Source organism: Saccharothrix stipae, from assembly GCF_054781895.1.
The window spans coordinates 391,237-405,259 of record NZ_BAAGTN010000031.1; the positions used below are offsets into that span (position 1 = coordinate 391,237).

The 14,023-nt window shown below is 72.4% G+C and carries 10 protein-coding genes; 6 read left to right on the forward strand and 4 right to left on the reverse strand.

Going from position 1 to position 14,023, the window contains the following annotated elements; all coding sequences use genetic code 11:
* The first annotated feature begins 264 nt into the window (after nucleotides 1–264).
* The 4 genes from ACYVLT_RS40185 (at nucleotide 265) to ACYVLT_RS40200 (ending at nucleotide 4,566) form a co-directional block, all read left to right on the forward strand.
* Complete coding sequence (locus tag ACYVLT_RS40185) at nucleotides 265–2,949, forward strand: nitrate- and nitrite sensing domain-containing protein (RefSeq protein WP_461125389.1); 2,685 nt, start codon at nucleotides 265–267, stop codon at nucleotides 2,947–2,949.
* Nucleotides 2,946–3,389, forward strand: coding sequence for a roadblock/LC7 domain-containing protein (locus ACYVLT_RS40190; protein ID WP_053721379.1), 444 nt, complete (start codon nucleotides 2,946–2,948; stop codon nucleotides 3,387–3,389). The genes ACYVLT_RS40185 and ACYVLT_RS40190 overlap by 4 nt, the downstream gene beginning before the upstream one ends.
* Before the next feature lie 7 nt (nucleotides 3,390–3,396).
* Complete coding sequence (locus ACYVLT_RS40195) at nucleotides 3,397–3,921, forward strand: DUF742 domain-containing protein (RefSeq protein WP_461125390.1); 525 nt, start codon at nucleotides 3,397–3,399, stop codon at nucleotides 3,919–3,921.
* Nucleotides 3,922–4,101: 180 nt separating this feature from the next.
* Complete coding sequence (locus tag ACYVLT_RS40200) at nucleotides 4,102–4,566, forward strand: GbsR/MarR family transcriptional regulator (protein WP_360449868.1); 465 nt, start codon at nucleotides 4,102–4,104, stop codon at nucleotides 4,564–4,566.
* Here ACYVLT_RS40200 and ACYVLT_RS40205 read toward each other — a convergent pair.
* The 3 genes from ACYVLT_RS40205 to ACYVLT_RS40215 form a co-directional block, all read right to left on the reverse strand.
* Complete coding sequence (locus ACYVLT_RS40205; RefSeq protein ID WP_461125391.1) at nucleotides 4,503–5,456, reverse strand: COX15/CtaA family protein; 954 nt, start codon at nucleotides 5,454–5,456, stop codon at nucleotides 4,503–4,505. The genes ACYVLT_RS40200 and ACYVLT_RS40205 overlap by 64 nt on opposite strands.
* A 46-nt stretch (nucleotides 5,457–5,502) precedes the next feature.
* A complete protein-coding gene (locus ACYVLT_RS40210) occupies nucleotides 5,503–6,222 on the reverse strand; it encodes an ABC transporter permease (protein WP_461125421.1) in 720 nt (239 codons plus the stop codon).
* A 65-nt stretch (nucleotides 6,223–6,287) separates the two neighbouring features.
* Nucleotides 6,288–7,226, reverse strand: a complete 939-nt coding sequence (locus ACYVLT_RS40215) for an ABC transporter ATP-binding protein (RefSeq protein ID WP_360449873.1) — start codon at nucleotides 7,224–7,226, stop codon at nucleotides 6,288–6,290.
* 137 nt (nucleotides 7,227–7,363) lie between these two features.
* Between ACYVLT_RS40215 and ACYVLT_RS40220 the strand changes: the two genes are divergently transcribed.
* Together ACYVLT_RS40220 and ACYVLT_RS40225 are read left to right on the forward strand one after the other, a co-directional pair.
* Complete coding sequence (locus ACYVLT_RS40220; RefSeq protein WP_461125392.1) at nucleotides 7,364–8,014, forward strand: DUF998 domain-containing protein; 651 nt, start codon at nucleotides 7,364–7,366, stop codon at nucleotides 8,012–8,014.
* Nucleotides 8,011–10,035: a glycosyltransferase gene (locus ACYVLT_RS40225; protein ID WP_461125393.1), complete on the forward strand. Its 2,025-nt coding sequence runs from the start codon at nucleotides 8,011–8,013 to the stop codon at nucleotides 10,033–10,035. The genes ACYVLT_RS40220 and ACYVLT_RS40225 overlap by 4 nt, the downstream gene beginning before the upstream one ends.
* A gap of 177 nt (nucleotides 10,036–10,212) precedes the next feature.
* On the opposite strand, the gene ACYVLT_RS40230 is transcribed toward ACYVLT_RS40225, so the two are convergent.
* Nucleotides 10,213–13,860, reverse strand: a complete 3,648-nt coding sequence (locus tag ACYVLT_RS40230) for a patatin-like protein (RefSeq protein ID WP_461125394.1) — start codon at nucleotides 13,858–13,860, stop codon at nucleotides 10,213–10,215.
* Nucleotides 13,861–14,023: the final 163 nt, after the last annotated feature.

Here is a 14,023-nt window from a genome sequence, read left to right on the forward strand (position 1 = left end):
AACCGCGATGGGCCGCCAGTCAACGGGATGCGGCCATCGGTCGGGTCACGACTGCCCAGTCGACGCCGGACCGTCGTCTCGATTGGCCTCCGATGCACCCGATGTCGTCACGCTGCGCCGATCGGATGAGGACCGACCGCAAGGTCGTTGTCCCACGCCTGTCCACCACCTACTATCCGCCCAGCAACATCCACGCTCGTCGGTCCTGAATACGTCGACGTCGTTCAACTTCGAAACAACTACGGACTTTCCGGGGCTTGTCTGGTGACTGGCGACAACAACGTGCGCGGGCAGTGGTGGAGCGCCGTCGCGGACTGGCGGAATTGGCGTCTGCCGGTCAAGCTCGCCGCCGTGCTGGCGGTGCCCGTGCTCGTCGCCGTCGGCGCGGGCCTGGTGCAGATCCGCGGGTACGTCAAGAGCGCCGACACCTACGCCTCGATGCAGCGCATCGTGACGCTGCGTGCCGGCATCGACCCGCTGATCGCGGGCGTGCAGGCCGAACGCGCGCTGTCCGCGCAGCGGGCCGAGGGCGCGGGCGTCGCCGAGCGCGAGTTCCGCGAACTGATCAGCGCCACCGACAACGCGGCCGCCGGCGTGCGGAACCTGATGGAGCGCACCACGACCCTCGGCGAGGTCGCCAACGCCCGGTTCCGCGACGTCGCGGTCCAGCTCGACGGCCTGCCCCAGCTGCGCGAGCGCGTGCTGTCGGGCAGCGTCGACCTGGAGGGCGCCATCGGCGGCTACACCGTGGTGACGCGTGCCCTGCTGGACTTCGACCAGGCCATGGTCGGCGACTTCGGCGACCCGGCGCTGTCGGGCACCGCGACCGCGTTGCACAACCTCGCCATGGCCGGTGAGCAGGTGTCCTGGCAGCACGCCACGGTGCTGGCCGGCATCAGCCGCGGCGTGCTGCTCGACACCGAGGTGACCGCGCTGGAGCAGTCCTACACCCGCCAGCAGGACAAGCTGGCCGACTTCTCCGCCGTCGCCACGCCGCAGCAGCAGGCCGACTACCGCAGCACCGTCGCGGGCCAGGAGGTCGACCTCCGCAACAGCCTCTTCCAGCAGGTCCGGGTCAACTCCAGCGCGGTGAAGCTGTTCGTCGAGGCCGAAGCCTGGAACACCGGCTCGGAGAGCACCCTCAAGCAGCTCGGCGTCGTGCTGCGGTCCCTGGAGGGCCAGCTCATCTCGGCCGCCGGGCGCTTGCAGGACTCCACCAGTGACCGGGCGGGCGCGGCGGCCGTGATCCTGCTGGCGTCGATGTTCGCCGCCGCCGCGGTCGGCTACGTCATCGGCAGCTACCTGCTGCGGTCCCTGCGCGCGCTGCGCACCGCCGCGCTGGACGTCGCCGAACACCGCTTGCCGACCCTGGTGGCGCAGTTGCGGGAGAACGCCGCGCACGACGTCACCGTGGCGCCGGTGCCGGTGGACACCAAGGAGGAGCTGGGTCAGCTGGCGCGCGCGTTCGACGCGGTGCACCGGCAGGCGGTCAGCTCCGCGGCCGAGCAGGCCGACCTGCGCACCGGCATGCGCAACGCGTTCATCAACCTGTCCCGCCGCAGCCAGGGCCTGGTGGAGCGGCAGCTCAAGCTCATGGAGGAGCTGGAGCGGCAGGAGGAGAACCCCGAGCAGCTGGCGAACCTGTTCAAGCTGGACAACCTCGCCACCCGGATGCGCCGCAACAACGAGAACCTGATGGTGCTCTCCGGCAGCGACGTGGCCCGCCGCTTCACCCGTCCGGTGCCGCTGGGCGACGTGCTGCGCGCCGCCGCGTCCGAGATCGAGCAGTACCAGCGGGTGGTCGTGCAGACCACGCCGTCGGTCGAGGTCGTCGGCTACGCCGCGGGCGACCTGGTCCGGCTCGTCGCCGAGCTGCTGGACAACGCCACCACGTTCTCGCCGCCGCGCACGCAGGTCGTCGTCGGCGGCCGGCCGCGGCCCGGCGGCGGCGTGCTGGTCGACGTGATCGACCTCGGCGTCGGCATGTCCGAGGAGGACCTGGCGCAGGCCAACCGCCGGATCGCGCTGGCGGCGTCGGAGGACTCCGGCGAACTGCCCGTGTCCCGCCAGCTCGGCCTGTACGTGGTGGGCCGGCTCGCCGGGCGGCACGGCATCGAGGTCATGCTGCGCGAGCAGGGCGACGGGCTGCGCGCAGTCGTGGCGCTGCCGGCCGAACTGGTGCGCGCGACCGGCGCGTCACCGGCCCGCCCGGTACCCGCGCAGGCCTCGATCCCGATGGTGTCGACCGGCCCGCAGCCCGCGGTGCCGCACTCGGCGGGCTCCCACTCGGCGGGCTCCCACTCGGGCGGCTCCCACTCCACTGCCTCGCACACGGCCGGTCCGCACACCGCGGGTCCGCACACGACGGGCGTGCGCACCACGGGTCCGCAGCCGGCTCTGCCGCACTCGACCGGCCCGCAGCCGGCGTTGCCCCACTCGACCGGCCCGCAGCCGGCTCTGCCGCGCAACGGCACGTCACGGCCCGCGCTGCCGCAGCCGGTCCTGCCGCCCGTCGTGCCGTTGAAGGAGGACGGCTGGGCGCCGTTCCAGGGCCGCACCGTCGACTCACCGCCCGCCACTCCGCCGGCACCCGCACCCCGGCGCACGGCCTCGACCTGGTTCGGCGGCGCCCCCGTGCCGTCCGGACCGGCGGAACCCGCGCGGCACCGCGCCGCGGACATCCACGCGCGCGGGGAGGCGCCCGTGAACGACAAGCCAGTGCACGACAAGCCTGGGCAAGACAAGCCAGTGAACGACATTCCGGCGGAGCTGCCCAAGCGGCAGCCGCGGACCAATCTGGTGGCCGAACGGCCGAGTGCGCCCGACGCGGTGGCACCCGTCCGGAGGGATCCTCAGGCGACACGCGGGTTCCTCGCCAGCTACCAGACCGGGATCCGGCAAGGTGTGCGGGGTTCCGGTGAGAATCGAGCTGGGCAGGAGAACGGATGAGCACGCAGAAGTCGCGACAGGTCGACCAGTTCGGCTGGCTGGTGAGCAACTTCGCCGATCGCGTGCCCGGGGTGGCCCACGCGGTGGTGATCTCGGTGGACGGCCTGTTGCTGACCGCCTCGAACGGGCTGCCCGACGACCGGGCCGACCAGCTCGCCGCGATCGCGGCGGGCATGGCCAGCCTGACCGAGTCGGCGGCCCGGTGCTTCGACGGCGGCGGCGTGCTGCGCTCGGTGATCGAGATGCAGTACGGGATCATGCTGCTGATGTCGATCCGGGACGGTTCGTGCCTGGCCGTGCTGGCCGCGCCGGACGCCGACGTCGGCCAGGTCGCCTACGAGATGACCGTGGTCGTCGATCAGGTCGGCCAGCTCCTGACCCCCGAGCTGCGCGCCCAGCTCCACGGCGCGAAGCGGATGATGGCCCGCCCGTCTGCGTGAGGTGGTCATGGACCGGAACGAGGAGCCAGGGGCGTCGGACGAGACGTTCGCCGCCCTGCTGAACGGGTTCAGCCTCGACTCCTCCCGCCGTCGCAAGCAGGAGAAGCCGAAGCCCGAGCAACCCACCGCGACCGGGGACACCAAGCCCCACCGCCCGGTCTTCGACGATGACGACGATTTCGAGTACCCGCGCGAGGAGGCGGCCTCGATCGTCCGCGCCTACTCGTGGACGGGCGGCCGCACCACGTCGTCGTACCAGCTGGAGATCGAGACGCTGGTGTCGGCGGTGGACTGGGACTACCCGGGAGCCATGAAGTCGGAGTACCACGAGGTGATCTCCCTCGTCGCCAGGCCGCGGTCGGTCGCCGAGATCGCCGCGCTGCTGCGCCTGCCCCTGGGCGTGGCCAAGGTCCTCCTGGGCGACATGGCCGAACGCGGCCTGATCGACGTCCACAGCACCGCGTCCACCGACGGCGCCCAACCGGACCTGGGCCTGATGGAACGCGTCCTCTCCGGCCTTCGCCGCCTCTGACCCCCGCATGTCCTACCCCCAGAACGCGAGAGTCCAACACTCAGAACGCGAGAGTCCTACGTTCGGAACACCCGAGTTCAACGCTCAGGACGGCGCGGCGCCGTTGTGTGATGATCAGCACCCGACCTACTATGCCTTCAGTGTCGGCCGAAGTGTCGACGCGGAGCACAGGGGGTCGCATTGAGCGTCGGACGGGAAACGCGGCTGTCGGCGTGGATCGAGCGGTTCGCGGCGCACTTCGCCGAGGAGGGCATCCCGCTGATCGGCGGCCGCATCCTCGGCTACCTGCTGGTGTGCCAGCCGACGGAGCGGACCGCCGCCGAGCTGTCGCAGGAGCTGGAGGCCAGCAGCGGTTCGATCAGCACGAACCTGAAGTTCCTGGTGAACGCCGGCCTGGTGACGAAGCGGACGCGGCGCGGGCGGCAGGCGGCGCAGTACCGGATCAACGAGAAGCGGTGGGTCGACCTGATCCAGCGCAAGCTGGACGCGCTGGTGAGCGTGCGCGAGCTGACCGAGTCCGGGATGCGGCTGATGAGCGGCGACCCCGAACGGGCCGTGCGGCTGCGCACCGTGGACGACATCTACACGTGGCTGGCGACCGAACTGCCCGCGGTCTGGGAGCGCAGGCCCTCGTCCTCGCGGTGAGGCCGTTCGCGGGTGGACACCCACAGGGCGGCGGTGGCGACGACCACCGCACCCGCGCCCAGCACGTGCAGTGACACCAGCACCTCCGGCACGCCGGTCCAGTACTGGACCATGCCCAGCGCGCCCTGCGCGAGCACCACGGCCACCAACGCGTAGTACGGCCGCCGCGGCACGGCGTGGCCGCGCAACGCGAAGCCGAGCGCGACGAGCATGCCGAGGAACAGGAACAGCAGGTCGGCGTGCACCTGGGACAACGTGTCCACCGACACGTCCAGGCGCGGTGTCGCCGCGTCGCCCGCGTGCGGACCGGCCGCGGTGACGAACGTGCCGGCCATCAGCAGGAGCCCCAACGTCACCGCCTGCACGACCTGCAACGCCAGCAACGCCCGCGGCACCCGCGGCCGGGCGGGCTCGTCGCCCTCACCCAGCGCCGCGACCAGCAGCACGGCGAACCAGACCAGCAGCATCGACACCAGGAAGTGCACGCTCACCGTCCACCACAGCAGACCGGTGAGCACGGTGAACCCGCCGATCACGGCCTGCAGCACGACCCCGCCGAACTGCACCAGCGCCAGCACCACGACCCGCTTTCGCCGGGGCCGGTTGAACCACGCCGCCAGCACGCACAACCCCGCGATGACACCCACCACGCCGGTCAACGTCCGGTTGCCGAACTCGACCCACTGGTGCAGCGACGCCACCTCGGGGTGCTCGACCGGCACGAGGCTGCCCTCGAAGCACTGCGGCCAGGTGGGGCAGCCGAGGCCCGATCCGGTCACCCGCACGATCGAGCCGGTGACCGCGATGCCGCCTTGGGCGATCACGACGGCGATGGCGAACGCGCGCTGGAACGTGCTCAGGAACGAGGTGAGCCAGGATGGGGCGGACACGACCCGATGGTAGGTACCACTGGCTGAGAACCGCCGCCCGGGGGTGTCAGCCGAGCCTGGTGGTCTTGACCGCCAGCGCGCCGGCGACCACGCCCCAGATCACCAGCACGGCGACGTGACCGAACCCCGGCGCGGTCCCCTCGACCACGGCGTCGTGCAGCGCGAGCGCGAGCGCGGCGGACGGCAGGGCGTCGACGATGGTCGCGAGCCACCCCGGCAGGGCGTCCACGCCGAGCGCGACGCCGCCGATGAGCAGCAGCACGAACCACGCGATGTTGGCCAGCGCGAGCACGACCTCGGCCCGCAACGCCCCGCCGAGCAGCACGCCGAGCGCGCCGAACGACAGGGTGCCGAGCACGATCAGCACGAACGCCCACAGCAAGCCGGTCACCGACGGTGGTTGCCAGCCGAGCAGCAGGGCGACCACGGAGATGATCACGACCTGCACGGCCACCACGGCCAGTGCCGCCACGACCCGTCCGGCGACCAGCAGCCAGCGGGGGAGCGCGGTCGCGGCGAGCCGCTTGAGCACGCCGTAGCGCCGGTCGAAGCCCAGCGCAATCGCTTGCCCGGTGAACGCCGACGAGATCACGGCCAGCGCGAGGATGCGTGCGGTGGCGGAGCCGACGCGGGGTTCGGGCACCGGGATGACGTCCATGAGGGTCATCGCGACCAGCAGCGCCACCGGGATGAGTACGGTCAGCAGGATCTGCTCGCCGTTGCGCAGGGTGAGCACGGTTTCGGTGCGGGCCTGGGCGAGCAGCATCCGGCCGAGCTTCCCGCGGCCGGGCGCGGGCGTGAACGTGCCCGGTGCGAAGGTCGGTGGTCGCGTCACGAGCGCAGCTCCCTGCCGGTCAGCTCCAGGAACACGTCCTCCAGGCTGCGCCTGGCCACGGTCAGCTCCTCGGCCAGCACGCCCTGCTGCGCGCACCACGAGGTGACCGTGGAGAGGACCTGGGGGTCGATGTTGCCGTGCACGAGGTAGGTGCCCCGGCTGGCTTCGCGCACTTCCAGGCCTTCCGGCAGGGCGTCGCGCAACAGCGTCAGCTCCAGGCCGGGGCGGGCGCGGAAGCGGAGTTGCCGGTCGTCGGCGTGGTGCTCGGTGAGCTCGGCGGGGCTGCCCTGCGCCACGACGCGGCCGGCGTCGACGATGACGACGTGGTCGGCGAGGGCTTCCGCCTCGTCCATCAAGTGCGTGGTGAGGAGCACGCTGACGCCGTCCGCGCGCAGCGCCGACACCAGCTCCCACACCAGGCGGCGGGCCTGCGGGTCCATGCCGGCGGTCGGTTCGTCGAGGAACACCAGCTCGGGGCGGCCGACGAGGGCGCACGCCAGTGACAGGCGCTGCTGCTGCCCGCCGGAGAGCCGCTTGTACGGGGTGCGCACCGAGGACGACAGCCCGAGGACGTCGAGCAGCCACGCGGGGTCGAGGGGGTTGGCGGCGCAGGCGGCCACGAGGCGCAGCATCTCGTCGGCCCGCACGCCGGGGTACCCGCCGCCGCCCTGCGGCATCACGCCGACGCGCGGCCGCAGCCGGTCGCCGTCGCGGTGGGGGTCGAGCCCGAGGACGCGCACCTCACCGCCGTCGGCGGCCCGGAATCCCTCGCACACTTCGACGGTCGTCGTTTTCCCGGCGCCGTTGGGACCGAGCAGCGCGAGGACCGTGCCGGTCTCCAGGGTGAGGTCGAGCCCGTTCACCGCCACGGTGGAGCCGTAGCGCTTGACCAGCCCCGACACTTCCACGGCAGGGTGCTGGGGATGCGGGCTCACGACGCGGAAGCCTAGGGCGTGGCCCGCCCCACCCCGGTGGTGGGGTCAACCCCACCAGGGTTCTCCGGGTGGCTTCAGGGTTGCCTCGGGGGTGTTCCGGATATCCTGCGACTCCATTCCGGGCGAGGATTTTCCTCGTGGTGGAGATCCGGGGGAAAAGAACGACGGCGGTGTTGCCGGCGGCGGTCGCGGGGCTTGTGCCGTTGGTTGTTGCGGGCCTGGTGTTGTCGCTGTTCCCGATTGTTTACCTGCACGTGGCGTCGATCGGCGAGCTTAGCCCGATCACCCACACCATCAGCGACTACATCTTCGTGGACGACGGCGGCGGGCTGCTCGCCGTCACCGCGCTGTCCCTGGCCGCGGCGTCGGTCGGCCTGCTCGTCGCCCTGGTCCGGTCGGGTCTGCCCAGGCGGGGGCCGGTCGCGGTGCTGATGGGGCTGTGGGCGACCGGGTTGACCGTGGCCACCGTGTTCCCCACCGACCCGACCGGCACGCCGACGTCGTTCTCCGGCGCGGTGCACCGGTACGCGGGCGCGGTGATGTTCGCGAGCCTGCCGCTGGCGGGCTGGTTGATTTCCCGCACGTTCATCTCCAGTACCACCCTGCGACGTTTTTCGGTCGCCGCGGGTCTCACCTCGGTGGCATTCATGGTGAGTCACGTCGCGGTGCTGAGCCCGGGCAGTGGCGCGGTCGTGCTCGGACTTTTCGAACGCGTTTTGTTCGCGTTGCTCTACTGCCTGCTTTTCACGCTCGCCGCCGCCGTGCCGCGTCGCGGGGTGAGGTCATGACCTGGCTCGCCGTGCTGCTCGCGGTCCTGGGGGCCGTGTTCTTCGCCTTCGCCGCACGCATGCAGCACGACGCCGTGCGGGCGAGCGAGGGCGCGTTGCGGGTCCTGGAGCTGCTGCGCAGGCCGCGGTGGCTGCTGGGCCTGGTGTTGCTCGTCCTCGGCGCCGGTGTGCACGCGGCGGCGTTGGGGATGGCGCCGTTGAGCGTGGTGCAGCCGGTCGGTGTGGTGGCCATCGGCATCACCGCGGTCCTCGACGGTCGCCGGCGTGAGCTGCCCGCGGTCGCGTGGACCACGTTCGGCGTGGGGGCGTTCGTGCTCCTGGCCGCGGGCAGCGCCACGTCGACCGAGGTGGCGCCGGAGGCCGAGGTGCGGGCGGCGCTGCTGGCGCTCGGCCTGATCGCGGTCCCGGGCCTGGTCGGCGTGCTGTCGAGCCGCCCGGCGGTGCGCGCCCTCGGCTTCGGCGCGGCGGGCGGTGTCGCCTACGGCTTCGTCTCCGTGCTCATGCGGTCGGTGTCCCAGGACGTCCAGCAGGGCGGCCTGGCGTGGACCACCGCGTTCTCGGCGGCGGGCATCGTCGCCGCCCTCGTCGTCGGCGGCTGGTTCATCCAGCACGCCTACGCCAGCGGACCGCCGCACGTGGCGGTCGCCTGCCTCACCGTGGTGGACCCGCTCGTCGCCGTCGGCATCGGCGCGGGGCTGCTCGGCGAGGCGAACCGGACCGGTGTCCTCGTCGGCGCGGCCCAACTGGCCTGCGCCGCGGTCGCCGTCGGCGGCGTCGTCGCGCTGGCCCGCACTCGCACTCTTCCCGCAGTTCCCACCAGATCGGAGACGACAGTGACCAACGGACGCGCCATGCGGATCGTGATCGCCGCGGAGACGTTCCCCCCGGACGTCAACGGCGCGGCCCGGTTCGCCCACCGCCTCGCCACCGGACTCGCGGGTCGTGGCCACGACGTGCACGTGATCGCCGTGTCGCCGGACGGTGCGGCCCGCACCGAACGCGCCGACCGGATCACCGTGCACCGGCTGCGCTCGCACCGCACGCCGTTCCACCGCACGTTCCGCGTCGGGCTGCCGTGGGCGGTGCGCAAGGACGTCGGCGTGCTGCTGGAGCAGCTGCGGCCGGATCTGGTGCACGTGCAGGCGCACTTCGTGGTGGGGCGGTACGTGCTGCGGCAGGCGTCGGCGTCGGGCATCCCGACGGTGGCGACGAACCACTTCATGCCGGAGAACCTGTTCGGGCACGCCCACGTGCCGGCGTGGTTGCAGGGCATGGCGTCGCGGTGGGCGTGGCGCGACCTGGGTCGGGTGTTCGGGCAGGCCGACGTGGTGACCGCGCCGACGCCGCGGGCCGTGCGGTTGCTGCACGACAACGGGTTCCCGGCTCGCGCCGTGCCGGTGTCGTGCGGCATCGACATCGACCGGTACCGGTCGCGCAAGCCCGTGCGGCACACCGACGCGCCGACCGTGCTGTTCGTGGGGCGGCTGGACGAGGAGAAGCGGGTCGACGAGCTGCTGCGCGCCCTCGCCCTCGTGCCGCGCCTGCACGCCGAGATCGTGGGCGACGGGTCGTGCCGCGCGGAGTGGGAGCTGCTGGCGCGTGACCTGGGCATCACCGATCGGGTGAGGTTCCGCGGCTTCGTCAGCGAGTCCGAGCTCTTGGACGCCTACGCGAGCGCCGACGTGTTCTGCATGCCGGGCATCGCCGAACTCCAGAGCCTCGCCACCATGGAGGCGATGGCCGCGGGCAAGCCGGTCGTGGTCGCCGACGCGATGGCGCTGCCGCACCTGTGCAAGCCGGGCCGCAACGGCTGGTTGTTCACGCCGGGCGACGTGCGCGGCCTGGCCGACCGGCTGCACGCCGTCACCTCCGACCCCACCATCACCGCCCGCATGGGCGCCGCCAGCAGCGAGATGATCGCCGCGCACGCCATCGACACCACCCTGGAGACCTTCGAGTCCCTCTACTCCCGCGCCCTGGGCCTCCCCACCGCCGACAAGGCCCCAGCCCTCGCCGCCTAACCCCCCGCGTCCTACCTTCAGAACGCGCGTGTCCTACGTTCGGAACGTGCGTGTCCTACGTTCGGAACGCGTGAGTTGAACGCTCAGAACACGCGAGCCACGTGCCCGGTGTTCCGAACGTTCAACTCGCCTGTTCCGAACGTAGGACACGCGCGTTCTGGACGTAGGACACGCTGGTCAGTCGATGTCGGTGCCGGTGGCGGAACGGTGGGCCGCGCGGTGGGCGACGCGGTGGCCGCTCGCGTTCAACCGCGGCTTGCCGCCGTCGTCCAGCTCGGTGAGGAACCTGAACAGCATCCCGTGGCCCTCCAGCCGCTTGAGCAGCGCGTCCGCCACGTCCTCGGACTCGAAGTCCACGATGGACATCTGCTCCACCAGCGACGTGGCGATGGTCCGCCTCGCCCGCAACGGCACCCACCACGTCGTCACCAGCAGCAGCACCAACCCGAACGCCAACGCCGTGCCCAGCACCGCCTCCCACCCGGTGAACCGCAGCGCGAACACCTGCACCACCGCGCCGATGACCAGCAGCACCGACCCGTACACCGCGGCCCACCCGGCGGTCGCGGACGCGGGCGGCTCGGCGGGCTCGGTGTCCCACACCCCGTCCACCTGCCGCCACCGGCGCAGCGAGCTGCCCAGCACGTACGACGTGACCGCGCCGAACACGATCGCCACCACCGTGCCGACGACCACCAGCGCCGGGTCCAGGTCGTAGAGCCGGTAGCGCACCACGGCCCACACACCGACCACGATCCCGGCCGCCACGAGCACCCGCACCAGCAGCCGCGGCTTGAGCCGGATCTTGCCCAGCACCGCGAGCGGCGTGCCCACCGGCGCGGGCAGGCTGCCGATGATCAACAACCCCACCACGACCAGCAGCACGCCACCGACGGCCACCATGCCCGTCACGGCCTGGTCGCCGGTCTCACCCGACGCCATCGCGTCCCGCGTCCGGTCGATCGCCACCGTGACCAGCGGGATCACCGGCGACAGCAGCACCAGCCCGTGCAGCAAGGTGCCGGACCGCAGCGCGGCGTAGCCGAACGCGGCCAGCAACGTGCCGCCGCCGAACGCCGCCGCCGGCCCCACCGCCCACGGGGGCAGCAGGTCGAACAGCGACAGCACCAGCAGCGCGCCGCCCAGCGCGAACCCCAGCAGCCCCAGGAACTGCGCCAGCCGACCGCCCCGGGTCAAGCCGGTGATCGTCCAGTACGGCAGCAGCGCCGCCCCGCGCAACGTCCTGGTCAGCGGTTTCGCCGTGCCCAACCCGGAGTTGTCGCTGTCGGCCACGGTGATCGCCACCGCCGCGGCCGTCGCCGCCGTCCGGATCACCTGGTCGCTGCTCGCCTCCTGCACCAGCGGCTCACGCCCGATGCCCGCCCGGTCGAACGCGGCCAGCCCCCGCACGCCCACCTCGACCCGCTCCGCGTCCGTGCGCGCCGGCAGCCGGGACAGCAGCGCGGCCTGCTCCTCCAGGAACAGCTCGCCGCGCGAGCGCCGATCCGCGCCCTCGTGCCGGTCGGCCAGGATCGCCGCGCGCAACGCGGGCAGCTCCTCGCAGATGATCCGGGTGTGCAGGCCCCACGCGGCCAGCTCCGCCAACGCCGTGCACGTCGGCGGGTGGTCGCCGTCCGGGTTCGCGTAGATCTTCCCCAGCGCCGCCTTCGCCCGCTCGACGTACGGCGCCAGCTCGTCCGGCAGACCGTCGCCGAACAGCTCCTCCACCAGCTCGTCGACCTTCGCCGCGGCCCGTTCGACGGGATCGCCGCCCTCACCGGTCAGCCGGTCGACCCGCAGCAGCCGCTTCGGGTCGAACAACACCTTGCACAGCATGGTCGCGCCGTCGAGCCGACCCCAGATCCAGTCGTTGACCCGCCAGGACCGCTTGAGGAACCCGGAGAACCGGTGCAGCGACGCGCCACCGGCCTTGTCCTCCGCGGTGAGGCTGTACTCGGCGAACGCGTTGCGCGTCTGCAGGCTGATCTGCACCAGCTCCACGGCCTGGTCGAGGCCGCCGCGGGTGTCGTCGGCCAGGCACGTCGTGGCGACCTCCAGCGCCAGCACCCGCGCCAGCCACAGCTCGCCCGCCACCAGCCCTGCCTCGGCCTCCGCCGCGGTCCGCGACTCGGTCAGCAACCGGTGCCACGACCGCAGCTCACCGACCCGCAGCTGCTCGTCGTCCAGCTGGTCGAGGATGTCGTGCGCGTCGCCGAGGACGCCCGCGATCCGGTCCACCTGCTCGCGCACCCGCCGGCCGACGCCGTCGGGCTCGTCCAGCATCCTCGCGGCGAACCGGCGGACCCGCCGCTCCCAGTACTCCTGGTCGAGGTCCTCCTGCTCGCTGGTGGTCCACTGCTCGTCCAGCTCGATCCGGGCGGCGCGCAGCTTCTCCCGCACGTCGAACAGGTTCGTGCGGGCCATCGCCAGCCGCCCGGCGTCCGGCATCACCCACACCAGGCGTTTGAGCACGTCCATCGCGGCGGACGCGAGCCGTTCGGCCATCGTGACGCCCCACGGCCAGCCGTGGTCGGGCGGCGCGGCCGGTTGCGGTCGCGTCGGCACGTAGGGGAGCTTGCCGTGCTGCGCGCGGTACTCGCGCTGCGCCGCCTCCGCCGCGGCGCGGACCCGTTCGAACGTCCAGCCGGCGGCGTTCGCGCCCGGCACCTCGAACTGGCGGGTGGTGACGTCGCGGGCGGCGTGCCGGATGCGCACGTCCTCGTAGTGGTCGTGCAGCGTGGCGGCCAGCGCGTAGAGCTTCTCCGTCACCGAGCCGCCCGACGCCAGCCGGTCCAGCAGGGCGTTGCGGCCGCCGCGGCGGGAGGCGGCGTTGCGGTTGTGCTCCTCGATGCGGTCCACGTAGGTGCGCCCGCTCTGGCTGGTCAACGCGCCGAGCAGCTTGCCGCCGGTGGCGATGGTGCTGGGCAGCGCGCCGTCCACCGGGGCCACGGGTTCCACCACCGCCTCGGGGGCGTGCGGGAACACCAGCAGCATCACCCGCCGCACGGGGCCTTCGGCGGCCATCCGGTCGATGGCCTCCAACGCCTCCTTGGTGGGCGTGTTGACCAGGACACCGCCGTCGACCGCGTAACGGGACCGGTTGTCGGTGTCGTTGGCCCAGGACGCGACCTCGGCCATGTTCGGCTTGTCGCCGTCGGGCGCGCCGGGCGCCACCGGGATGAACGAGGGTTCGAACGCGAACGGGAAGGACGCGGACGACCGTGCGGCCAACGCCATCCGGCTGACCAGCGTCGGCAGCTTGTCGGCGGTGAAGTCGTCGCGGCCGCCGGGGTCGCGGCGGAACGAGAAGCTGCCCTGGTGGGTCGCCTGCACCATGGTCTGACCGAGGTCGTCGTGGGTGACCGTGGGCACGCCCGCGAGCAGCGTGGTGGTGATCCGCAGGTCGACCGGCCGGTCCTCCTGCGGGCTGAAGTCGGTGGTCAGGCGCCCCAACGCCTCCTGAAGGCGGGGCAGGAAGAACTCGTCGCCCCTGAGCAGCGACACCGGCTGGCCGCGGAACGGGGTGCGCAGCAGCTGTTCCATCCGGCCCTGCTCGGCCCACAGGTCACGCAGCCGTTCCAGCCGGGCGTTGGCGTTGACCTGCGACAACGCCAGGGCGGCACCGTTGATGCCGCCCGCCGACGTGCCCGTGATGACGTCCGCGCGCGCCGTGCTGCCGACCATGTCCAGCAGGGCGGCGTACGGACCGTCACCCCTGGTCAGCCGGTCGAGTTCGAGCACCACCCCGCCCATCCACACGGCGAGGCTCACACCCCCGTTGAGCACGACCGCGAACCGGATCTGCTCCCTCGGCACGTCGACCATCAGGCACTCCCTCCCCGGACCGCGCCCGAATCCTCCCGCGCCCGATCCTCCCGCACCCGTTACCTCGCCCGCCCACCCCACCCGTTACACCACCCGCGCGAGAGTCCTACCTCCAACGCGCGAGAGTCCTACGTTCGCGCGGGGTGAATTCAACGCTCGGCGC

Bases quoted from the DNA above. Each gene is read 5' to 3' on its own strand.
- ACYVLT_RS40225 (WP_461125393.1), top strand. From the start codon at position 8,011: ATGACCTGGCTCGCCGTGCTGCTCGCGGTCCTGGGGGCCGTGTTCTTC.
- ACYVLT_RS40195 (WP_461125390.1), top strand. From the start codon at position 3,397: ATGGACCGGAACGAGGAGCCAGGGGCGTCGGACGAGACGTTCGCCGCC.
- ACYVLT_RS40190 (WP_053721379.1), top strand. From the start codon at position 2,946: ATGAGCACGCAGAAGTCGCGACAGGTCGACCAGTTCGGCTGGCTGGTG.
- ACYVLT_RS40210 (WP_461125421.1), bottom strand. From the start codon at position 6,222: ATGCTGCTCGCCCAGGCCCGCACCGAAACCGTGCTCACCCTGCGCAAC.
- ACYVLT_RS40230 (WP_461125394.1), bottom strand. From the start codon at position 13,860: ATGGTCGACGTGCCGAGGGAGCAGATCCGGTTCGCGGTCGTGCTCAAC.